21 protein-coding genes are annotated in these 22,317 nt (G+C 66.8%); 18 read left to right on the top strand and 3 right to left on the bottom strand.

Annotated features, from left to right (window positions below):
* Window positions 1-13: 13 nt before the first annotated feature.
* The 13 genes from thrS to CXY81_RS11340 all read left to right on the top strand — a co-directional run bounded on the left by thrS (window position 14) and on the right by CXY81_RS11340 (window position 13,508).
* Window positions 14-1,936 (top strand): threonine--tRNA ligase, encoded by a 1,923-nt coding sequence (thrS, locus tag CXY81_RS11400; RefSeq protein ID WP_233194145.1) that lies wholly within the window; start codon window positions 14-16, stop codon window positions 1,934-1,936.
* Between the two features lies 1 nt (window position 1,937).
* The gene (locus CXY81_RS11395) at window positions 1,938-2,501 is read left to right on the top strand and encodes an HIT domain-containing protein (RefSeq protein WP_104100482.1); all 564 of its coding nucleotides are present in this window, start codon (window positions 1,938-1,940) and stop codon (window positions 2,499-2,501) included.
* Window positions 2,502-2,569: 68 nt separating this feature from the next.
* Complete coding sequence (pdxS, locus tag CXY81_RS11390) at window positions 2,570-3,466, top strand: pyridoxal 5'-phosphate synthase lyase subunit PdxS (RefSeq protein ID WP_104100483.1); 897 nt, start codon at window positions 2,570-2,572, stop codon at window positions 3,464-3,466.
* 10 nt (window positions 3,467-3,476) lie between these two features.
* Window positions 3,477-4,070 carry a pyridoxal 5'-phosphate synthase glutaminase subunit PdxT gene (gene pdxT, locus CXY81_RS11385; RefSeq protein WP_104171041.1) on the top strand — a complete coding sequence of 198 codons (594 nt, stop codon included), beginning with the start codon at window positions 3,477-3,479 and terminating at the stop codon, window positions 4,068-4,070.
* 9 nt (window positions 4,071-4,079) lie between these two features.
* Window positions 4,080-4,622 (top strand): DUF1697 domain-containing protein, encoded by a 543-nt coding sequence (locus CXY81_RS11380; protein ID WP_104194893.1) that lies wholly within the window; start codon window positions 4,080-4,082, stop codon window positions 4,620-4,622.
* Between the two features lie 150 nt (window positions 4,623-4,772).
* Window positions 4,773-5,537, top strand: coding sequence for a YebC/PmpR family DNA-binding transcriptional regulator (locus tag CXY81_RS11375; RefSeq protein WP_104171039.1), 765 nt, complete (start codon window positions 4,773-4,775; stop codon window positions 5,535-5,537).
* 6 nt (window positions 5,538-5,543) lie between these two features.
* Window positions 5,544-6,146, top strand: a complete 603-nt coding sequence (gene ruvC, locus CXY81_RS11370) for a crossover junction endodeoxyribonuclease RuvC (RefSeq protein ID WP_104194892.1) — start codon at window positions 5,544-5,546, stop codon at window positions 6,144-6,146.
* Window positions 6,143-6,766 (top strand): Holliday junction branch migration protein RuvA, encoded by a 624-nt coding sequence (gene ruvA, locus CXY81_RS11365; protein ID WP_104100488.1) that lies wholly within the window; start codon window positions 6,143-6,145, stop codon window positions 6,764-6,766. Before ruvC ends, ruvA begins: the two co-directional genes overlap by 4 nt.
* A 32-nt stretch (window positions 6,767-6,798) precedes the next feature.
* Window positions 6,799-7,830, top strand: a complete 1,032-nt coding sequence (gene ruvB / locus CXY81_RS11360) for a Holliday junction branch migration DNA helicase RuvB (RefSeq protein WP_104171055.1) — start codon at window positions 6,799-6,801, stop codon at window positions 7,828-7,830.
* Window positions 7,831-7,927: 97 nt separating this feature from the next.
* Window positions 7,928-8,314 carry a preprotein translocase subunit YajC gene (gene yajC / locus CXY81_RS11355; protein WP_104171037.1) on the top strand — a complete coding sequence of 129 codons (387 nt, stop codon included), beginning with the start codon at window positions 7,928-7,930 and terminating at the stop codon, window positions 8,312-8,314.
* Window positions 8,315-8,381: 67 nt separating this feature from the next.
* Entirely contained in the window at window positions 8,382-10,118 is a 1,737-nt protein-coding gene (gene secD, locus CXY81_RS11350; RefSeq protein ID WP_104194891.1) for a protein translocase subunit SecD, read from the top strand.
* A complete protein-coding gene (gene secF / locus CXY81_RS11345) occupies window positions 10,118-11,131 on the top strand; it encodes a protein translocase subunit SecF (protein ID WP_104194890.1) in 1,014 nt (337 codons plus the stop codon). The genes secD and secF overlap by 1 nt, the downstream gene beginning before the upstream one ends.
* A gap of 103 nt (window positions 11,132-11,234) precedes the next feature.
* Window positions 11,235-13,508, top strand: a complete 2,274-nt coding sequence (locus CXY81_RS11340; RefSeq protein WP_104194889.1) for a bifunctional (p)ppGpp synthetase/guanosine-3',5'-bis(diphosphate) 3'-pyrophosphohydrolase — start codon at window positions 11,235-11,237, stop codon at window positions 13,506-13,508.
* A 38-nt stretch (window positions 13,509-13,546) separates the two neighbouring features.
* Here CXY81_RS11340 and CXY81_RS11335 read toward each other — a convergent pair whose 3' ends face one another.
* From CXY81_RS11335 to CXY81_RS11325, 3 genes are all read right to left on the bottom strand, one after another.
* Window positions 13,547-14,125 carry a hypothetical protein gene (locus CXY81_RS11335; protein ID WP_104194888.1) on the bottom strand — a complete coding sequence of 193 codons (579 nt, stop codon included), beginning with the start codon at window positions 14,123-14,125 and terminating at the stop codon, window positions 13,547-13,549.
* Between the two features lie 105 nt (window positions 14,126-14,230).
* The gene (locus CXY81_RS11330; RefSeq protein WP_104171033.1) at window positions 14,231-15,463 is read right to left on the bottom strand and encodes a DUF349 domain-containing protein; all 1,233 of its coding nucleotides are present in this window, start codon (window positions 15,461-15,463) and stop codon (window positions 14,231-14,233) included.
* A gap of 89 nt (window positions 15,464-15,552) precedes the next feature.
* Window positions 15,553-16,353, bottom strand: coding sequence for a peptidylprolyl isomerase (locus CXY81_RS11325; protein ID WP_104194887.1), 801 nt, complete (start codon window positions 16,351-16,353; stop codon window positions 15,553-15,555).
* 175 nt (window positions 16,354-16,528) lie between these two features.
* Here CXY81_RS11325 and CXY81_RS11320 point away from each other — a divergent pair, with 175 nt between their 5' ends.
* From CXY81_RS11320 to alaS, 5 genes are all read left to right on the top strand, one after another.
* On the top strand, window positions 16,529-17,869 hold the full coding sequence (locus CXY81_RS11320; RefSeq protein ID WP_104194886.1) for a replication-associated recombination protein A: 1,341 nt from the start codon (window positions 16,529-16,531) through the stop codon (window positions 17,867-17,869).
* A gap of 217 nt (window positions 17,870-18,086) precedes the next feature.
* Window positions 18,087-18,716, top strand: a complete 630-nt coding sequence (rpsD, locus tag CXY81_RS11315; protein ID WP_104100497.1) for a 30S ribosomal protein S4 — start codon at window positions 18,087-18,089, stop codon at window positions 18,714-18,716.
* A gap of 134 nt (window positions 18,717-18,850) precedes the next feature.
* Window positions 18,851-19,228 carry a DUF948 domain-containing protein gene (locus CXY81_RS11310; RefSeq protein ID WP_104171030.1) on the top strand — a complete coding sequence of 126 codons (378 nt, stop codon included), beginning with the start codon at window positions 18,851-18,853 and terminating at the stop codon, window positions 19,226-19,228.
* A 131-nt stretch (window positions 19,229-19,359) separates the two neighbouring features.
* Window positions 19,360-19,590: a hypothetical protein gene (locus CXY81_RS11305; protein ID WP_104171029.1), complete on the top strand. Its 231-nt coding sequence runs from the start codon at window positions 19,360-19,362 to the stop codon at window positions 19,588-19,590.
* A 72-nt stretch (window positions 19,591-19,662) separates the two neighbouring features.
* Window positions 19,663-22,317 carry an alanine--tRNA ligase gene (gene alaS / locus CXY81_RS11300; RefSeq protein ID WP_104194885.1) on the top strand — a complete coding sequence of 885 codons (2,655 nt, stop codon included), beginning with the start codon at window positions 19,663-19,665 and terminating at the stop codon, window positions 22,315-22,317.

The raw sequence follows: 22,317 nt of genomic DNA, 5'->3' as shown, positions 1-22,317 counted from the left end.
GTCCGTTGTCGCAATGCGCGTCAACGGCGAGCTCAAGGATCTCGCCACGACGGTGATTCCGACGGATGTCGTCGAACCGGTGACCATCGGCTCGCCCGACGGCCTCAGCATCCTGCGCCACTCGGCCGCGCACGTGCTCGCACAGGCCGTGCAAACCGTGAACCCGGCGGCGCGCCTGGGCATTGGCCCGCCCGTCACCGACGGTTTCTACTACGACTTCGACGTTGAAGAGGCATTCACCCCCGAGGACATCAAGTCGCTCGAGAAGGCCATGGACCGCATCATCCGCCAGGGCCAGCGGTTGGTGCGCCGCGTCGTCACCGACGACCAGGCCCGGGATGAACTCGCCGCCGAGCCGTACAAGCTCGAACTGATCGGGCTCAAGGGCGGGGCCGCCGAGACCGTCGACAACGAGTCGGTCGAGGTCGGCGGCGCCGAACTCACCATTTACGACAACGTGGACCCGAAGACGGGGGAGACGCTCTGGAAAGACCTCTGCCGCGGTCCCCACCTGCCGAACACGCGCATGATCGGCAACGGCTACTCCCTGACCCGTCTGGCCGCCGCCTACTGGCGCGGGTCCGAGAAGAACCCGCAGCTGCAGCGCATCTACGGCACCGCCTGGCCCACCAAGGACGAACTGCGGGCCTACCAAGCCCGCCAGGAGGAGGCCGCCAAGCGCGACCATCGCAAGCTCGGCGCCGAACTCGACCTCTTCAGCTTCCCCGAGGAGATCGGCTCCGGCCTGCCCGTCTTCCACCCCAGGGGCGGCATCATCCGTCAGGAGATGGAGAACTACTCCCGCAAGCGCCACACCGAGGCCGGCTACGACTTCGTCTACACGCCGCACATCACCAAGTCGAACCTGTTCGAGACGTCCGGTCACCTCGACTGGTACGCCGATGGCATGTTCCCGCCGATGAAACTCGACGCGGAGTACGACGCCGACGGCCACATGACCCGTCAGGGCGTCGACTACTACCTCAAGCCGATGAACTGCCCGTTCCACAACCTGATCTTCCGCTCCAGCGGCCGCAGCTACCGCGACCTGCCCATGCGCCTGTTCGAATTCGGCTCGGTCTACCGCTACGAGAAGTCCGGCGTCGTGCACGGCCTCACCCGCGTGCGCGGGATGACCCAAGACGACGCGCACATCTACACGACCCGCGAAGGCATGAAAGAGGAGCTCACCAGCACCCTCAGCTTCGTGCTCAAGCTGCTCGCCGACTACGGCCTCGAGGACTACTACCTCGAGCTCTCCACGAAGGACCCGAAGAAGTTCGTCGGCACCGACGAGGCCTGGGCGGAAGCGACCGACACCCTGCGCGAAGTCGCCGAAGCATCCGGTCTCGAACTCGTGGCCGACCCGGGCGGCGCCGCCTTCTACGGCCCGAAGATCTCCGTGCAGGCCCGCGACGCGATCGGCCGCACCTGGCAGATGTCCACCATCCAGCTGGACTTCAATCTGCCGGAACGGTTCGACCTCGAGTACACCGCCCCCGACGGCTCCCGCCAGCGCCCGGTGATGATCCACCGGGCCCTATTCGGTTCGATCGAGCGCTTCTTCGCCGTGCTCACCGAGCACTACGCCGGGGCGTTCCCGGTGTGGCTGTCCCCGGTGCAGGTCGTCGGCATCCCCGTGTCCGAGCAGTACGGTCCATACCTCGACGAAATCATCGGCCGGCTCGAGACGGCAGGCGTGCGCGCCCAGGTCGACCACTCCGACGACCGCATGCAGAAGAAGATCCGCAACCACACCAAGGCGAAGGTGCCCTTCCAGCTGATCGTCGGCGAGGATGACCGCTCCAATCGCTCGGTGAGCTTCCGGTTCCGCGACGGCACCCAGGAGAACGGCGTGCCGGCCGACGAAGCCATCCGTCGCATCATCGCCGCGATCCATATGCGCGCGCAGGTCACGACCCAGGGCCAGGTCTGAGATGGACACGCACAGCGACGAGTTCGAGGGGCTCGAGCAGTCGTCCGAGTTCGCCGCGGTTCCGGATGCCTTCCAACGGCTATGGACCCCGCACCGCCTGGTCTACATCCAGGACGGCCAGCAGCCGCACCCGGATGACTGCCCCTTCTGCCTGGCCCCGAGCATGACCGACGAGAAGGCCCTGATTGTGGCCCGCGGCACGCACGCCTACGTGTTGCTGAACCTGTTCCCGTATAACAGCGGGCATCTGCTGGTCTGTCCGTACCGGCACGTCGCGACTTACGACGAGGCCAGTCCGGAGGAGGTCGCCGAGATCGGCAGTCTCACCCAGGTGGCCATGCGTGTGCTCAAGGCGGTGTCGCACTGCGACGGCTTCAACATCGGCATGAACCAAGGCCGTATTGCCGGCGCGGGCATTGCCGAGCACCTACACCAGCACATCGTTCCCCGCTGGGCGCTCGACTCGAACTTCTTCCCGATCATCGCCGGAACGAAGGCGATTCCCCGTCTTCTGGGCGATGTGCGGCGCGAAGTCGCCGAGGGCTGGCCCCAGGATGGCAACTAGCCGTATATACCCCTCCACCGGCACCCGCCGGGCGGAATCGACACCACCCAAGGAATAGAATCAAAGCTATGACTGAAACCACTTCCGCCTTTGGTTCGAGCCGCGTCAAGCGTGGTCTCGCCGACATGATGAAGGGCGGCGTCATCATGGACGTCGTCAACGCCGAGCAGGCTCGCATCGCCGAGGACGCCGGTGCTGTCGCCGTCATGGCCCTTGAGCGGGTTCCCGCCGACATCCGTTCCCAGGGTGGCGTTGCCCGCATGAGCGACCCCGACCTGATCGACAGCATCATCGCCGAGGTATCCATCCCGGTGATGGCCAAGGCGCGCATCGGCCACTTCGTCGAAGCTCAAATCCTTCAGGCCCTGAACGTCGATTACATCGACGAGTCCGAGGTGCTGAGCCCGGCCGACTACGTCAACCACATCGACAAGTGGAACTTCACGGTCCCGTTCGTCTGTGGCGCGACCAACCTGGGTGAGGCGCTTCGCCGCATCAACGAGGGCGCGGCCATGATCAGGTCCAAGGGCGAAGCCGGCACCGGCGACGTCTCGGAGGCCATGAAGCACATCCGCACCATCAAGGGTGAGGTCGCCCGCCTGTCGGCTCTGACCAAGGACGAACTGTACGTCGCCGCGAAGGAACTGCAGGCGCCGTACGAACTCGTCGCCGAGATCGCCGCCACCGGCAAGCTCCCCGTCGTGCTCTTCGTCGCGGGTGGCGTGGCCACCCCCGCCGACGCGGCCCTGATGATGCAGATGGGTGCGGACGGTGTATTCGTCGGCTCCGGCATCTTCAAGTCGGGCAACCCGCAGGCCCGCGCCAACGCCATCGTCAAGGCCGTCACCTTCTACGACGACCCCAGCGTCATCGCATCCGTCTCGCGCGGACTCGGCGAGGCCATGGTCGGCATCAACGTGTCCGATCTGGCTGCGCCGCACCGCCTCTCCGAGCGCGGCTGGTAGATACCCGTTCGTGAGCGTTGGAGTTCTCGCCCTGCAGGGTGACTTTCGTGAGCATGCCGAGGTACTGCGGTCCCTCGGCGCCGAAGTCGAACTCATCCGCCGCCCGGAGGAACTGGACCGCATCAGCGGGCTCGTGATCCCCGGCGGCGAATCCAGCGTCATGGACAAACTGGCCCGCGCGTTCGGTGTGGCGGAACCGCTGGCCGAGGCCGTGCGGGCCGGCCTACCCGTCTACGGCACCTGCGCGGGCCTGATCATGCTCGCCGACACCGTCATCGACGGGATCGAAGGGCAGCAGAGCATCGGCGGCTTCGACATCGCCGTGCGTCGCAACGCCTTCGGTTCGCAGACGCTCTCTTTCGAGACCGACCTCGACGTGCCGGTGCTCGGTGAGCCGCCGGTGCACGCCATTTTCATCCGCGCCCCCGTGGTGGAGTCCGTCGGGACCCGGGCGCGCGCGATAGCCACGCTCTCGGACGGGCGCTGCGTCGCGGTCGAGCAGGACAACCTGCTCGGAACCTCATTCCACCCCGAGATCACCGGGGAGTACCGGTTCCACGACTATTTCCTGCAGAAGGTGGCCGCCGCCGGCTTCCGCTACTAGGCTCCGGTCATGGCCGGCTGGGTGGCGCTCCTGCGCGGAATCAACGTCAACGGGATCACGATCACGATGACGGACCTGCGGGCCGTGTTCCGCGGGCTCGGCTACACGGATGTCCGCACGGTTCTGGCCAGCGGCAACGTGCTCTTCACGGCGGGCGGGACGGATGCCGCGGCCCTCAAGACCACAATCGAACGCGCTCTCTCCGACAACTTCGGTTATCAGGCGTGGATCGTGCTGCTCGGCGTTGACGCACTCGACAGGGTGGCGCGGGCGTTCCCATTCGATGCGGAGCGGGACGGTTGGCATCCGTATGTCGTGTTCGGATCGGCGCGGACCGCGCTCGACGAACTGCTCGAGGCGGCTGGGGAACCGGACCCGGAAACGGAGCAGGTTCGGCCCGGAACCGGCGTGCTTTACTGGCAGGTGCGCCGAAGCATCGGCATCAACAGTCCGTTCAGCAAGCTGAGCGGCAAGGCCCGGTACCGGTCGACCACGACCACCCGCAACCTCCGCACCCTGAACAAACTGATCGCCGCGGCCCCGGGCGCGTGAAGCCCGGCCCATCAGGCATCGCGGGTTAGAATGGGGCGCACCCCACGGTGCAGCGACCAATGGCACCAGTAGTGCAGCGACCAGCACGGCAGCGGCACCCCCGCGCCAATCGACAGCCACGTCACTACAGCCAAAGACAACGGGAGACTCATGTCCGGACATTCCAAGTGGGCGACAACAAAGCACCAGAAGGCGGTCACCGACTCGCGTCGGGCCAAGGCCTTCGCCAAGTTGATCAAGAACATCGAAGTCGCGGCCCGCATGGGTGGCGCCGACCTGTCGGGCAACCCGACCCTGGTCGACGCGATCCAGAAGGCCAAGAAGACCTCTGTTCCCAACGACAACATTGACCGTGCCGTCAAGCGCGGCGCCGGCCTGTCCGGCGAAGTAGTCGACTACACCACCATCATGTATGAGGGCTACGCCGCGCACGGCGTCGCCGTCATGATCGAGTGTTTGACCGACAACAAGAACCGCGCGGCCGCCGAGGTGCGCACCACCATGTCCAGAAACGGCGGCAACATGGCCGACCCCGGCAGCGTCGCGTACAACTTCCACCGCAAGGGCATCGTCGTCGTGCCGAAGAGCAACGGCCTCAGCGAAGATGACGTGCTCCTCGCCGTGCTCGACGCGGGCGCCGAAGAGGTCGTCGACGACGGTGAGAAGTTCGAGGTTTTCAGCGAAGCGCACGATCTCGTCGCGACCCGGACCGCCCTGCAGACCGCCGGGATCGACTACGACTCCGCCGACATCGCGTTCGTGCCCCAGCTCAAGGTCGAGGTCGACGCCGAGATCGCCCGCAAGGTGTTCCGGCTGATCGACGCCCTCGAAGAACTCGACGACGTGCAGAACATCTACAGTAACTACGACGTGTCGCCCGAGGTCATCGCGGAGCTTCAGGCCGAAGCCGAGTAGCGCGCTGTGTCGGTCCGGGTTCTGGGCATCGATCCCGGGCTGACCCGCTGCGGCGTCGGAATCGTAGACGTCGCCGCCAACCGATCCGCGTCCCTGGTCGACGTGACCGTGCTGCGCAGCTCGCCGGACTTGCCGCTCGAGCAGAGGCTCCTGCTGATCAGCCGGGGCCTGGAAGACCTGCTCGACCGGCACAAGCCGGCGGTCGTCGCCATCGAGAGGGTGTTCGCTCAGGACAATGTCAGCACCGTGATGGGCACCGCCCAGCTGAGCGGCGTCGCGCTGCTCCTGGCCGCTCAGCGTGGGCTGACGGTCACCCTGCACACCCCGAGCGAGGTCAAGGCAGCCATCACCGGCTACGGGTCCGCCGACAAAGCCCAGGTCGGCGCCATGGTGGCGCGGGTGCTGGGCCTGGCCGAGGTGCCCAAGCCCGCGGATGCCGCGGACGCGCTGGCCATCGCGATCTGCCATGCCTGGCGCACCGGGGCGGCCGGCGGCACCCTGCCCACCAGCGCCGACGTGGCCCCCGGCACCCTGACCCCGGCCCAGAAGGCGTGGCGCGCCGCCGAGCGCGGCGCAGTGTCGCCGGTGCCCCGTAGTCTGAAGCGGTGATTGCTTCCGTTCGTGGCCTTGTCCTGTCTGCCGTGGGTTCCACGGCCGTGATCGAGGTCGGGGGAGTCGGTCTGGCCGTACAGGTCACCCCGGCCACTGCGCTCTCCCTGCGCGTCGGCACGGAGGCCCGGCTTTCGACCACCCTTATCGTGCGCGAGGACTCGCTCACCCTCTTCGGATTCCCGTCCGCCGACGAACTCGAGGTCTTCGAGCTTTTGGTCGGCGTCACCGGGGTCGGCCCGAAATCGGCCCTCGGCGTACTCGCGGTGCTCAGCCCCGTCCAAATCGCGCAGGCCGTCTCGGCAGAAGACGACGGCGCTTTCCGCAAGGTCAGCGGCATCGGCCCGAAAACGGCCAAACTGATCGTGCTCTCCCTGGCAGGCAAGGTGTTCGTGACCGTCACGGCCGCGGCATCCGCCCGCCCGGAGCCCACCAGCGCGTCGGCGAACGTGCAGGCCGCCCTGATCGGGCTCGGCTGGTCGGAGAAGGTGGCCGCCGAGGCCGTCGACGAGACCCTCGCGGAGACCGTCGAACCCGGGCAGGTCGGCGTCGCAGCGCTCCTTCGCCTCGTACTCGTCAGGCTCGGCCCGGCCCAGCAGGCATCGGAGCGTCGCCCGTGACCGGCGCACAGGGTCTGGCCGGAGATTCCGGCGTGGAGCTCACCAGGCCGGAACTCGAGGGCGACGCCGAACTGGCCTTCGAGGGTGCCCTCCGTCCGCGCAGCCTCGGCGAGTTCGTCGGCCAGCAGAAGGTTCGCGGGCAGCTGCAGCTGCTCCTGACCGCCGCTACCATGCAGAGCCGCACCCCCGACCACATCCTTCTGGCCGGCCCGCCCGGACTCGGCAAGACCACTTTGGCCATGATCATCGCCTACGAGGGCAACCGCCCGCTGCGGATGTCCAGCGGCCCGGCCATCCAGCACGCCGGTGATCTGGCGGCGGTACTCTCCTCGCTGGTGCCCGGCGAGGTGCTGTTCATCGACGAGATCCACCGCATGGCCCGCTCCGCCGAGGAGATGCTCTATCTGGCGATGGAGGACTTCCGCATCGACATCATGGTCGGCAAGGGGGCCGGCGCCACCTCGGTACCCCTCGACCTGGCGCCGTTCACCCTGGTCGGCGCCACGACCCGGTCCGGACTGCTGCCCAACCCACTGCGCGACCGGTTCGGCTTCACCGCCCACCTCGAGTTCTACGCCGACCACGAACTCGAGCAGGTGCTCGGCCGGGCAGCCAAACTGCTCGACCTGGCGATCGACACGGCCGCCATCGCCGAGATCGCCGGTCGGTGCCGCGGCACGCCCAGAATCGCCAACCGCCTGCTCCGGCGGGTGCGGGACTACGCGCTGGTGCACGGTGGAGACGCCGATGTGGCCGCGGTGCACGCGGCTCTCGAGCTGTACGACGTCGACGCCATCGGGCTCGACCGGCTCGACCGGGAGGTGATGCGCATCATCCTGACCCGTTTTGGGGGAGGGCCGGTGGGTCTGAACACGCTTGCGGTGTCCGTGGGGGAGGAGTCCGAGACCATCGAGGCCGTCGTGGAGCCGTTCCTGGTGCGGATCGGCTTCCTGATGCGCACCCCGCGCGGCCGAGTGGCGACCGCGGAAGCGTGGCGGCATTTCGGCCTGACGGCGCCTCTGGTGGGCGGGCCGCCAATCCCCCTTATGCTGGATGACCTATAATTCGAGTTGGTTCGCCTCGAACCACTCGTGCTGGTTCCCCCGAGCCAGACGCACAGACTTCGGCCCTCGCGCCGCAACCGGAAGGTCCCACAGTTTTATGGATCCGTTGACTCTCGTCATGCTCGCCGTTCTCGCGGCGCTCGTGTTCTTCATGTTCCGCAACAGCCGCAAACGCCAGAAGGACCTCGCTGCCCTGCAGGCCCAGATGGTCGTCGGCGCCGAGGTCATGACCAACTTCGGCATGTACGGAACCATCCTCGCGATTGACGAGGAGGCGAACAAGGTTGCCCTCGAGATCGCCCCCGGAACCGTCGTGCAGTTGCACCGTCAGACCATCGCCCGCGTGGTGGAGCCGATCGTGGCCGAGCCCGAAGATGAGGGCGTCGCCGAGCTGAACCAGGGCAGCACCACCGTTATGGGCGAACCTGACTTCGGTCAGCGCGTCGCCGACACCGACGAAGAGCCCAAAAAGGGCGACGCCTAACCAATCCCTCTCCATGCCCGCGCCTCGGCGCGGGCATGAGCATGAGCATAGAAAGCTGAGTTCTCTGGTGGCAAAGTCGTCTTCGGCCAAGAAGGCCTGGCGTTCCCTCACGTGGCTGGGTGTGATCATCGTCGGCCTGATTGCGCTCAACACGGCCGGCGTGCTCACCGGCGGCGGATCCTGGACGCCCAAGCTGGCTCTGGACCTCGAGGGCGGCACGCAGATCATCCTCGCGCCGAAGCTCGAGTCCGGGCAGTCCGTCTCCTCGGAGCAGCTCAACGAGGCCGTGAAGATCATTCGGCAGCGCATCGACTCGGCAGGCGTCTCCGAGGCGGAGATCAACACCCAGGGTGGCCAGAACATCGTCGTGTCCATCCCCGGCGTGCCGGACGACGCGACGATCAACCGAATCGAGTCCTCAGCCAAGCTCGAGTTCCGACCGGTGCTCGTGGCCGGTGCCCCGTCCGCGGCCAGCGTCGGTGAAGACGTTGTCGGAGAGGACGGTGTCGCGACCCCGGTACCGACCCCCACGGTCGACCCGAGTCTGGAAAGCACCCCGACCGCGGTGCCCACCGACGGGAGCGACCTGAACTGGATCACCCCCGCGCTCCAGGCCCGGTACGAGGCCTTCGAGTGCAGCAAGATCGATACCACCAATGTGGCACCGGCGGCGGAGCCGCTTGTCACCTGTGAGGCCGACGGCTCCATCAAGTACATCCTCGGCCCGGTCGAAGTCAGCGGCGAGAACGTCTCCGACGCGACCAACGGCCAGCAGACCACGCAGAGCGGCGCCACGACCGGTGAATGGGTCGTCAACATCACCTTCGACGGAACCGGAACCAAGGCCTTCGCCGACGTCAGCACCCGGCTGAACGCGCTCACCGCAGCGCAGAACCAGTTCGCGATCGTGCTCGACGGCAACGTCATCTCGGCCCCGCGCACCCTGGCGGCCATCACCGACGGCAACGCCCAGATCAGCGGTGACTTCGACCAGGACTCGTCGAAGGCCCTCGCCGACCAGCTCAAGTTCGGCGCCCTGCCGATCAGCTTCACCGTGCAGAGCCAGGACACCATCTCGGCGACCCTGGGCTCCAGCCAGCTCACCGGCGGCCTGATCGCAGGCCTGATCGGACTCGTACTGGTCGTGCTCTACTCGCTGATCCAGTACCGCCTGCTCGGCCTCGTCACAGTGGCGTCGCTCACGGTCGCCGCGATCATCACCTACCTGCTGATCACGATCCTGTCCTGGCGCGAGGGCTACCGGCTGTCGTTGGCCGGCGTCGCGGGTCTGATCGTCGCGATCGGCATCACCGCCGACTCCTTCATCGTCTACTTCGAGCGGGTGCGTGATGAGCTCCGGGACGGACGAGGGCTCGAATCCTCCGTCGAGGCCGGCTGGAAGCGCGCCCTGCGCACCATCCTCGCCTCCGACGCGGTCAACATCTTGGCCGCCGGCGTCCTGTTCATCGTCGCCGTCGGCAACGTCAAGGGCTTCGCCCTCACCCTGGGGCTGACCACCCTCGTCGACGTGCTCGTGGTCATGCTCTTCACCCACCCGATGCTCCAGCTGCTGGCGCGCACGAAGTTCTTCAGCGACGGACACAAGTTCAGCGGCCTCGACCCGCGGGCCCTGGGCGCGACCTACCGCGGGCGGGCGAAATTCCGTCCCTCGGATGACCTCCCTTCCGCCAAACTGTCCTCGGCCAGCCGTGAGGCAGCCAAGCGCCAGACCATCGCCGAGCGCAAGGCGTCAGAACTCGTCGGTTCCAGTGCGGATCGAACGACCGACGGGAAGGATTCCTAATGGCCAGCTTTTCCCAGTTCGGCAACGACCTGCACACCGGCAAGCGCTCGTTCGACATCGTCGGGCGGCGCAAGACCTGGTACCTGGTCGCGGTCGTGTCACTCTTCGTGGCCATCGTCGTTCCCCAGCTGCGTGGCGGCTTCGTCTTCGGCATCGAGTTCACGGGAGGCTCCGAGTTCAAGATCTCCCAGGTCGCCGACCAGGACCAGGGAGCTGCCGCCGATGCCGTGACCGAGGTCGTCCCGTTGGCGACGCCCAGGGTGTCGAGCGTCAGCACCACCGGCATCCGAGTGCAGACCGACCAGCTCACCAGCGACGAGACCCGGGAGATTCGCGCCGCGCTGGCGGATGCCTACGCCGTGCCGATCGAGCAGGTCACCGCGTCCTTCATCGGTCCGGTCTGGGGCCAGGACATCACCGGCCAGGCCGTGCGCGGACTCCTCATCTTCCTCGTGCTCGCCGCCATCGGCATGGCACTGTACTTCCGCACCTGGAAGATGTCGGTCGCGGCCATGACCGCGCTGATGCACGACCTCGTCATCACCGCCGGGATCTACGGCATCACCGGTTTCGAAATCACCCCGGCCGCCGTGATCGGATTTCTCACGATCCTCGGCTACTCGCTCTACGACACGGTCGTGGTCTTCGACAAGATCCGCGAGAACACCTCGGAGGCGGGCGCCGAGACGCGCACGTTGGCCGAATCCGTAAACCTGGCCGTCAACCAGACCCTGGTGCGCTCGATCAACACCTCCGTCGTCGCGGTGCTGCCGGTCGCCTCGATCCTCTTCATCGGAACGCTCGTGCTCGGGGCAGGAACCCTTCGGGACATCTCGCTGGCACTCCTGATCGGCATCGTCGCCGGCGCCTACTCGACGATCTTCATCGCGTCGCCGCTGTACGCTCAAATCCGCTCCGCGGAGCCGGCCGTGCGCCGGGCCGACCAGAAGGTTCTCGCCCAGCGGGCGAAGGCCGGCCCCGCGCTGAGAGTGGCCGCCGAAGTCAGCACCTAGTCGGCCCTGATCACCGCCGGAGGAGGCCCGCACCCGAGCCGGAAGTGGTACCCGATCCGGCTCGGGAGCAGTAATAATTGATCAAGTGGATGGAGGTGGCCAGATGACCGAACTGACGACTCCTCCTGCCTACCCGGCTCCGCTCCCGCCGGCATCCTTGAGGCGCCTCGTGCCTCGGATCTTTTCCCGGGTCCAGCCGGTCGGCGCGGTCGACACGCTGCTGAAGACCGTGCGGATGCACCATCCCAAGGTGGACCTCTCGATCATCGAGCGGGCCTACGTCACCGCGGAGCAGGCGCATGAGGGCCAGTTTCGCCGCAGCGGAGAGCCGTACGTCACACATCCGGTCGCGGTCGCGCAGATCCTGGCGGATCTGGGCATCGGCCCCAAGACCGTCTCGGCGGCACTGCTGCACGACACCGTGGAGGACACCGAGTACACTCTCGACCAGCTGAGGCACGATTTCGGCGACGAGATCACCATGCTGGTCGACGGCGTCACCAAGCTGGACAAGGTCAAGTACGGCGACAGCACCCAGGCCGAGACCGTGCGCAAGATGATCGTGGCGATGTCCAAGGACATCCGTGTGCTGATCATCAAGCTCGCCGACCGGCTGCACAACGCGCGCACCTGGGGATTCGTGCCTGCCGAGTCCGCGGTTCGGAAGGCGACCGAAACGCTGGAGATTTACGCGCCGCTCGCGCATCGCCTGGGCATCCAGGCCATCAAGTGGGAGCTCGAAGACCTCTCGTTCGCGGTGCTGTACCCCAAGCTCTACGCCGAGATCGACAGTCTTGTCAAGCAGCGCACTCCGCAGCGCGAAGAGTTCGTGCAGCACGTCATCGACTCGATCGTCGACGACCTGAAGGCCGCCCGCATCCGGGGCAAGGTCGCCGGCCGGCCCAAGCAGTACTACTCGATCTACCAGAAGATGGTCGTGCGCGGGCGCGAGTTCGACGACATCTACGACCTGGTCGGCATTCGAGTTCTCGTCAACTCGGTGCGGGACTGCTACGCGGTTCTCGGCGCAATCCACGCCCGGTGGACGCCGCTTCCCGGCCGGTTCAAGGACTACATCGCCACCCCCAAATTCAACCTGTACCAGTCGCTGCACACCACGGTTCTCGGCCCGAGCGGGCGCGCCGTGGAGATCCAGATCCGCACCCAGGAAATGCACCAGCGCGCCGAATTCGGCGTGGCCTCGCACTGGAAGTACAAGGAGCAGACCACAGGCAAGAGTTCCGGTCCGGGCCCGCAGAGCGACACCGACATGGCCTGGCTCGCCCACATCTCCGACTGGCAGGCCGAAACGGCCGACCCGGGGGAGTTCCTCGACTCGCTGCGCTACGAGATCGGCGCCAAAGAGGTCTACGTCTTCACCCCCAAGGGCCGGGTGATCGGTCTGCCGGCCGACGCCACCCCGGTCGACTTCGCCTACGCCGTGCACACCGAGGTCGGCCATCGCACCATGGGCGCCAAGGTCAACGGGCGCCTCGTCCCGCTGGAGAGCCCTCTCGTCACCGGTGACGTCGTCGAGGTGTTCACGTCGAAGAATCCCGACTCCGGGCCGAGTAAGGACTGGCTGAACTTCGTCAAGAGCCCCAGGGCTCGCAACAAGATCCGCCAGTGGTTCACCAAGGAGCGCCGCGACGAGGCGATCGAGCAGGGCCGCGACGCCATCGCGCGCGCTATGCGCAAGCAGAACCTGCCGCTGCAGAAACTGATGAACCAGGACTCCTTCGCCGAGGTTGCCGCGGTGATGAAGTATGAAGACGTCTCTGCGCTGTACGCCGCCGTCGGCGAGGGGCATGTGTCGACGCAGTCGGTGCTGGAGAAGGTGGTCGCCACCCTGCAGAGCGTCGAGGAGAGCGACGCCACGGACCTGCCGTTCGCGCCCCACGGCCGCACCCAGACGCTCCGCAACAGCGACTCGGGCATCCTCGTGCGCGGCGCCCCCGACATCCTGGTGAAGCTTGCCCGCTGCTGCACTCCCGTGCCGGGCGACAAAGTCGTGGGATTTATCACGCGCGGCGCCGGGGTATCGGTGCACCAGGCATCCTGTCGCAACGTGCAGTCCCTGCTCAAGGAACCCGAGCGCATGATCGACGTCGATTGGGCGCCCACTTCCAAGAGCCTGTTCCTGGTGCAGATCCAGATCGAGGCTCTCGACCGCTCCGGGTTGCTCTCCGACGTCACCCGGGTGCTGTCGGAGCATCACGTCAACATCCTGTCGGCGACGGTGCACACCTCCTCCGACCGACTCGCGATCAGCCGGTTCGTCTTCGAGATGGGCGACACCACGCACCTCGATCGCGTGCTCAATGCGGTGCGCCGTATCGACGCCGTTTATGACGTCTATCGCGTCAACGAGGGCTGAGCGGCCATTCAGCTCGCATTGGCCTCCCGGTAGAGACATCAGGTGGGGCGCGGATGCTCGTCGAGGTACCGTTGCACCTCCCGCAGTCGGGTGAGGGCCGGAGCCTTGAACGGCAGGTTGGGTGCCGCGCATAGGCGACTGGCCGGGTCGGTGCTGGTGCAGCCGGCCAGGCGCAGCAGGGCGGCGATCAGGGCAACCCGGTCAACGTCGGTGGGCTCGTCGTGCCAGCGGACGAGGTCGACGGCGGTGCGCAGGGGCAGCGTGACCCGGAGGCCGGAGATCGCCTGAAGCTGGTCGGACGGGCAGCTGACCTCGCGGATCTGAATTCGGGGCGACGGGACCAGTTTCATTCGGGCGGAACTCTGCACGCAGAAGTGGTGGCGGCGAGGTTCCGGCGCCAGACCGTAGATCCAGGCAGCGGTCATCCGCTCGGCGATGGCCCTTGGGGACGCAAGCAGCAACCCGACGGCTCGGGCGCGTCGCACCCGGTCATCGACCTCGTCGACCGGGCACCAAAAGTCGCCCAGGGTGAAGAGTTCCCCGTCGAGACGGGCGCCGCACAGCTCCGCGAGCGGCAGGTCGTGGGCAGAGAGCACCACGGGAAGGCGTGAGTTCATCGACTGTGGGTTCATCGACTCAGCGTGCGCCGGGTGTGTTCTCCCGCCCACAAAAAGTGGGGATCTGTGGACAGATCCCCACTCGTCGTGCTGTGGACGGCCGGGCTACTGGCCGATGGCCTTCAGCCACGCCTTGCGGGTCTCGAGAGCCTCGGTGGCTTCCGTGATCGCCGCGGCATCCCCGCCGGCCTGCGCCGCGGCCAGTTCGGCCTCGAGCTTGACGATGGCATCGTGCAGCTGGCCGGCCAGACCCTCGGCGCGAGCCTTGGTCTCCGGGTTGTTGCGCTTCCAGTGGTCGTCGTCGAGCTTGCGCACGGCTGCCTCGACCTTGCGCATGCGGTCCTCGATGGACTTGACCGAGTCGCGCGGAACCTTGCCGATGGCGTCCCACCGGCGCTGGATGGAGCTCAGCGCGCTGCGCGCCTTGGCGCGGTCCGTCTCGGCCAGCAGAAGTTCGGCTTCGGTGAGCAGCTCGACCTTGAGAGTCAGGTTTCCCGCGAACTCCTCGTCGTCGTGCGCGTCGATTTCGGACTTGACCGAGTAAAGCACGTCGCCGGCTGCCTTGAACTTGGCCCACATGGCGTCGTCCTGCTTCTTGCCGCTGCGACCCGCGAGCTTCCACTCGTCGAGCAGATTGCGGTAGCCCGGGATGCCATCGGCGCCCTTGGGGGCGAGGGCCTCGGCCTGTTCGATCAGGTGCTGCTTGCGGTTGCGAACGTCCTTGTGGGCGCTGTCCAACTCGGCGAAGAATGCCTTGCGGTTCTGCTCGATCGTGGTGCGGGCCGCGCGGAACCGCTTCCAGAGGTCATTGGCCTCGCCCTTGGGAATGCGCGGAGCATCGTGCTGGTGGGCCTGCCACTTCGCGAACAGGGCTTCCAGAGCAGCGCTGGTCTGCTTCCACTGCGTCTTAGCCGGGTCTTCGGCGGCGAGAGCCTCGGCCTCGGCGACGATCGCGGCACGCTCGGCGACGGCGGCGGTCGCTGCGGCCTTTGCTTCGGCGCCCTGCTGCTCGGTGAGCTCGGTCACCGCGCCGCCGAGGGCACCCAGGCGGGTGGCCAGGGCTGCCAGGTTGCCGACCGCGTTGGCGTTCGCCACGGCCTCGGTCAGATGTTTGACGGACTTCGCGATATCTGCGGCAGGTGCGCCACCCTTGGCGCGCTGTTCGAGAAGCGTGACCTGGCCGTTGAGCTCAACGTATTTCCGTTCGAAGTAGGCAAGCGCCTCTTCCGGCGTCGCGTCGGGATACTGTCCCACGGCGCGCTCGCCTGTCGCTTCGCGCACGTAAACCGTGCCGGTTTCGTCTACGCGACCCCATGGTTGCTGATCTGTCGTAGTCAAGAGCCTCACCTTATTGATGTCGTTGTGTGCTCACAAGTGAGCCAATACCCGGTCAAGCCTATTGCAAGCCCGCGCGCTGTTCGTCTGTTCTACTGAACTGATACCTGAGTGATGCTGGTCGGCACCTGAGGGGTGCCGTCCGAAGAGCCGTCGGCGACGCCGGCAGCCGTGATCTGCGCTTTGATTTCGTCCAGTCCATCGGTCACCCGGCCGAGCACCGTGTAGCCGCCGACCGCGTCGGCGGGGATGGTCGTGTCGTCGTAGACGATGAAGAACTGGCTGCCCATACTGTAGGCGTTGCCGCCCTGGCGGGCCATGGCCAGTGTGCCGGCCGGGTACACATCGTCGGCCGGGGCGTTTTCGATCGGTCCATAGCTGTAGCCGGGGCCACCCGATCCCGTTCCGGTCGGGTCCCCGCACTGCAGCACGAAGAAACCGCCGTCGGTGAGCCGGTGGCAGGTCACGTCCTCATAGAAGCCGGTGGTGATCAGGTTGATGGTCGAGGACACCGCCTGAGGGGCGAGGGCTCCATCGAGCTCGATCTCGAGCGGAATGCCGTTGAGGGCCAGCGTGCCGGTCCAGGTGCGGTCTTCCGCCAGGGTGCTGGGCGGCACCTCGCCGCTGTTCGCGCTGTCGGACGGTGCGGCCGACGCGGAGGGGGAAGCGGTGTCGGCCACGGAGGGTGCCGGGCTGCCGGGGCCTCCGGTGAAGAACAGCACCTGGGCGCCGACGGCCAGCGCCACGACCACAGCCACGCTGACGCCGGCGATGAGGTTGTCCCGCCGGCGCCGCTTCACCTGGTGCGCATTCACCGAACGCCGGGCCTGAAAGGCGCGTACACGCACGCGCGCCTCGCGGGCTTCACGTTCTTGCTTCTTGTTCGGTACCACGTCGTAGCCTCCAGGCGGCCTCCTTCGGAAGGCCCGATCGAACGGGGACGGCTCCAGCGTCTGGCGCCCGAACCATGTTGAACTCTACGCAACCCGGAGAGGGCAGACAAACATCCGCTCCGGGCAGCACCGGTTCAGGAGCGGCCCGGTCACCGGCACAAACTACGCTGGACCCATGGTGGATTCACAACCGGGACTGCGCAGCGGGGCCACACCCCTCGCCGTACGGATGCGCCCGACGAGCCTCGAGGAGGTCGCCGGTCAGAAGCATCTGCTCACACCGGGCTCCCCGCTGGTCAGCCTGGCCAGTGACAAGACAGGGGAGCAGGGCGCGGTCTCTGTCATCCTGTGGGGCCCGCCCGGCACCGGCAAGACCACCCTGGCCCAGGCCATCGCGCGCAGCTCGGGCCGCCGGTTTGTCGAGCTGTCCGCCGTGTCGGCCGGAGTGCGGGACGTGCGCCAGGTAATGGAAGAGGCGCGCACCAGCCGGGACCTCTACGGACTCTCCACCGTGCTCTTCCTGGACGAGATCCACCGGTTCAGCAAGGCGCAGCAGGACGCTCTCCTGCCCGGGGTGGAGAACGGGGTCATCATCCTCGTGGCCGCCACCACCGAGAACCCGTCCTTCTCCGTCATCTCGCCGCTGCTGTCCCGCTCCCTACTGCTCACCCTCGAAACGCTCAGCGACGACGATCTCGGTGTCGTTGTCGACCGGGCCGTGGTCGACCCGCGCGGCCTGGCCGACCGGTTCGTGCTCGACCCCGAAGCCAGGGCCGCGATCATCCGGCTCGCGTCCGGTGACGCCCGACGGGCGCTGACCGCCCTGGAAGCCGGGTCGGTGGCGGCGGCGTCCTCCGTCGACGCCGAGTCCGACGCGAAGCCGGTCATCACCACCGAGGTCGTCGCCCTCGCTGTCGACCGTGCGCTTCTGCGCTACGATCGCAACGGCGACGAGCACTACGACGTCATCAGCGCCTTCATCAAATCGGTACGCGGCTCGGATGTCGACGCGTCCCTCCACTATCTCGCGCGCATGATCGAGGCCGGCGAAGATCCCCGGTTCATCTGCCGCCGCATCATCGTGCTGGCCTCCGAAGACATCGGCATGGCCGACCCGCAGGCGCTGGTGATCGCCATCGCCGCCGCCGACGCCGTGCAATACATCGGCATGCCCGAGGGCCGCATCCCGCTCGCCCAGGCCGTCGTGCACCTGGCCACCGCACCCAAGTCCAACGCGGCCTACATGGCCCTGGATGCGGCGATCGCCGACGTGCGGAACGGCAAGACCGGCCGGGTGCCCAAACCGTTGCGGGATGCGCACTACCCAGGCGCCAAACGCCTCGGCCACGGCAAGGGCTACAAGTATCCCCACGACGACGCCCTCGGCGTGCTGGCCCAGCAGTACCCGCCGGACGAGCTCGCCGAGGTGCGCTATTACGAGCCCACCGAGCATGGCCACGAGCGCGAGGTCTCGGCCCGCCTCGCCAAGTTGCGCAAGATCATCCGTGCCCGCTGAACGGAACGGCCGAACAACCCGATGTGCTAATCTAAAGGCTGCCTACAAATGGAATCGGCATGCGGCTGCGTCCGATTCCGGATTGGATGGTCTCGCCCTGTAGCCGGGCGTCCCGTGGCACCACCCCTCTGAACTCCCATGACGTTGAGCCTGTGCTGTCTCACTGCGCGGCCCCCGCCCTGGTTTCCCTTGTTTGCAGTTCCATCGAAAGGACACCGTGTCTACCAAGTCACGTACCCGCAGTAAGACCCGCCTCTCGCGGGCCCTGGGCATCGCCCTGACCCCGAAGGCCGCGCGCTATCTGGAGAAGCGTCCGTACGCCCCGGGCGAGCACGGTCGCACCAAGCGCAAGACCGACTCCGACTACGCCGTTCGCCTCCGCGAAAAGCAGCGCTTACGCGCCCAGTACGGCATCCGCGAAGCCCAGCTCAAGATCGCGTTCGAGGAAGCTCGCCGCGCCCAGGGACTGACCGGTGAGAACCTCGTCGAGATCCTCGAGACCCGTCTCGACGCTCTTCTCGTTCGCTCCGCGATCGCCCGCACCACCGCCCAGGCCCGTCAGATGATCGTGCACCGTCACATCCTGATCGACGGCCAGCTGGTCGACCGTCCCTCCTTCCGCGTGAAGCCGGGACAGCTCATCCATGTCAAGCCCAAGAGCGAGGCCATGGAGCCGTTCCAGGTCGCAGCCGCCGGCGGTCACGTCGACGTTCTGCCCAAGCTCCCCGCCTACCTCGAGGTCGAGATCGACAAGCTGCAGGCCCGCCTCGTGCGCCGCCCGAAGCGCATCGAAATTCCCGTGACCTGTGAAGTCCAGCTCGTCGTCGAGTACTACGCGGCCCGCTAGGCTCCTTTTCACCCGCACCGCCGTCAGGCGCTGCAACTGAACTACGCTGGAGAGCGGATCACCCTGGGGTGGTCCGCTCTTTGCGTACGCGCACCTGGCTCGTGAATGCTGAATCTGGAATGGATGGTTGGTCAATGTCTGGTGGAGATATTGTCGGGCTCGTGTTCGCCGCTGCCTTCCTGATGCTGGTCGGGTTCCTGGCCCTGCCCCTGGTCAAGCTCGGCCGCGTCTTCGACGAGACGACCGTGGCCATCCGCGACCTGACCCACACCGTCACCCCACTGCTTGAGGAATCCACCAAGACCATTCAGGAGACCAACGCGCAGTTGGCCCGGGTGGACACCATCACCTCGAACGTGGCGGACGTCACGGGCAACGTCTCCGCTCTGGTCGCCCTCGTTGCGGCGACCGTCGGCGGCCCGCTGGTCAAAGTGGCCGGCTTCTCCGCGGGGGTTCGCGCGGCCCTGGGGGCTGCCCGCCCGGGCGGTACCCGCCGCCGCCGCCACAGGTAGTCGGGTACTCTGGAACGGAGCCGGCCCGTCTGGGATTCGCCGGTCAGACGGTCGTTCCAGACGTTCAACCGCCGTGAACCGACCTTTTCACCACTTTTCAGGGTCTCCACACATATTCAGGGAGCATTGCTATGAAGAATTTCATCTGGTTTGTCGTCGGTGTCACCACGGGGCTGCTCATCGCCCGCGAAGCCGGCAAGACGCGTCAGGGGAAGCAATTCTTCGCCGATCTGGACACCAAGGCGCGCGAATTCGGTGAGGCCATCTCGGACGGCTACCGCAAGCGTGAGGCCGAGCTGCGGGACGCCATCGGCGAAATCGCGTCGGAGACCGAAATCACGATCGAAAAACTTGCCAAGTAAGTACTCGCCACGCACGTGCTCGCCAGGTAGGTATCATCCAAATCTTTTTCACCACAACGAACTACGGAACTAATGCAGACTGCTGAAATTCGCGGGCGCTGGCTCGACTTCTTTGCCGATCGCGGTCACACCGTCGTCCCCTCCGCTTCGCTTGTCAGCGACGACCCCACACTCCTGTTCACGGTGGCCGGGATGGTCCCGTTCGTACCGTATTTGACCGGTCTCGTGCCGCCCCCCTACCCGCGAGCGACGAGTGTTCAGAAATGCATCCGCACCAACGACATCGAAGAGGTCGGCAAGACCCCGCGTCACGGCACCTTCTTCCAGATGAACGGCAACTTCTCGTTCGGCGACTACTTCAAGGAAGAGGCGATCGGTTACGCCTGGGAGCTGCTCACCAGCTCGGATGCCGACGGCGGCTACGGCTTCGCCGAGAAGGACCTCTGGGTCACCGTCTACGAGGACGACGATGAGGCCTTTCGGTACTGGCGCGCCCTCGGCCTGCCCGAGCACCGCATCCAGCGTCTCGGCATGGACTCCAACTACTGGTCGACCGGTCAGCCCGGGCCCGCCGGACCCTGCTCCGAGATCTTCTTCGACCGCGGCCCGGCCTACGGCATCGACGGCGGCCCGGCCACCGACGACGACCGTTACGTCGAAATCTGGAACCTCGTCTTCATGCAGTACCTCCGCGGCGAGGGCACCAGCAAGAACGACTTTGTCATCCTCGGCGACCTGCCGAAGAAGAACATCGACACCGGCATGGGGCTCGAACGTGTCGCCTTCCTCAAACAGGGCGTTCAGAACATGTACGAGATCGACCAGGTGCGCCCGGTCCTCGACCGGGCCGCGGAACTGTCCGGTCGCCGCTACGGGGCCGTTCACGACGACGACGTGCGGATGCGCATCGTCGCCGACCATGTGCGGTCGTCCCTGATGCTGATGAGCGACGGAGTGATGCCGTCCAACGAGGGCCGCGGGTACATCCTGCGCCGCCTGATGCGCCGCAGCGTGCGCGCCATGCGCCTCCTCGGCGTCGACGCCGCGACCTTTCCCGAATTGTTTCCGGCCTCGCGCGACGCCATGGCCGGCGCGTACCCCGAGATCAAGGCGGACTACGCCCGCATCAGCCAGGCTGCGTATGCCGAAGAGGAGACCTTCCTGCGCACCCTCGCCAGTGGCAGCGCCGTGCTCGACCTCGCCGTCGCGAAGACCAAAAAGGCCGATAAGGTCATTCTGCCGGGCGACACCGCGTTCCTCCTGCATGACACCTACGGCTTCCCGATCGAGATCACCCTCGAGATGGCCGAGGAGGCCGGGCTCAGCGTCAACCGCGAGGCCTTCGACACACTGATGGCCAAGCAGCGCGCGATGGCCAAGGCCGACGCCAAGGCCAAGAAGACGCACCTCGCCGACCTGTCGGTCTACAGCGCATTCCGCGCGGCGGGGGAGACCGTCTTCACGGGCTACGACGCCCTGCAGACCGAATCCAGCGTGCTCGGGATCATCGTCAACGGTCTCTCCGTCGACCGCGCCGTCTCCGGTGACATCGCCGAGGTGATCCTCGCCGAGACGGCCCTGTACGCGGAGTCCGGCGGCCAGGAGGCCGATGCCGGTTTGATCGTGGGCACCGGCTACGAGCTCGAGGTGCTCGACGTGCAGAAGCCCGTCAAGGGCCTGATCAGTCACAAGGTGCAGGTGCGGACCGGTGAAGTCGGCGTCGGGGACTCCGCCACCAGCGTCGTCGACCCCGACTGGCGCCGCGGTGCCCGGCAGGCGCACTCCGGCACGCACGTGCTGCATGCCGCCCTCCGCCAGGTGCTCGGCCCGAACGCCCACCAGTCCGGCTCGTACAACAAGGCCGGCTTCTTCCGCCTCGACTTCTCCTGGAACCAGGCACTGTCCCCGGCAACCCGAAGCGAGATCGAAGAGATCTCCAACAACGCCATCCGGGACAACCTGCCCGTACTCACCCGGGAGCTGCCCCTGGCCGAGGCGAAGGCGCTCGGCGCGATGGCCCTGTTCAGCGAGAAGTACGGCGACCGAGTGCGCGTCGTCGATATCGGCGGCCCCTGGTCTCGCGAACTCTGCGCGGGAACCCACGTCGCCTCCAGCGCCGAGATCGGCATGATCAACCTTGTCAGCGAGGGTTCTGTCGGTTCCACGAACCGCCGGGTGGAGTCGTTGGTCGGCCTCGAGGCCTTCCGCGACCTGGCCGCCGAGCGCGCCCTCGTCTCCCAGCTGACCTCACACCTGAAGACGCCGCGGGAGCAGTTGCCAGAGCGCATCAACGAGCTCGTGCAGAGCCTCAAGACCGCCGAGAAGAAGATCGCCGCGTTCGAGGCGCGGGCCCTCTCCGACAGGGTGCCTGCCCTCGTCGCCTCGGCAAAGCTGGCCGGTTCCGTCAATGTCGTGGCCGAGCAGGTCGGCACGCTGGGCTCCGCTGACGACCTGCGGATGCTGGTCACGGCTACCCGCACGCAGCTCGGCAGCACGCCGGCGGTCGTGGCCCTCGCGGCCGTGGTCGCCGACAAGCCCGTCGTCATCGTGGCCACCAACCCCGCGGCCCGGGAGGCCGGCCAGCGTGCGGGAGCCTTGGCGAAGCAGGTCGCAGGCATCCTCGGCGGCGGCGGCGGCGGCAAGGATGACCTCGCCCAGGGCGGCGGCACCGACGCAGCAGCCATCCCGAACGCCCTCGCGGCCGTTCGATCCGCCGTAGCAGGCTGA

This window comes from Cryobacterium sp. M25, from assembly GCF_002929635.1.
Taxonomy (GTDB): domain Bacteria; phylum Actinomycetota; class Actinomycetes; order Actinomycetales; family Microbacteriaceae; genus Cryobacterium; species Cryobacterium sandaracinum.
Note: the sequence above shows the minus strand (reverse complement) of the source record. Positions and strands in the feature narration are given on the sequence as shown.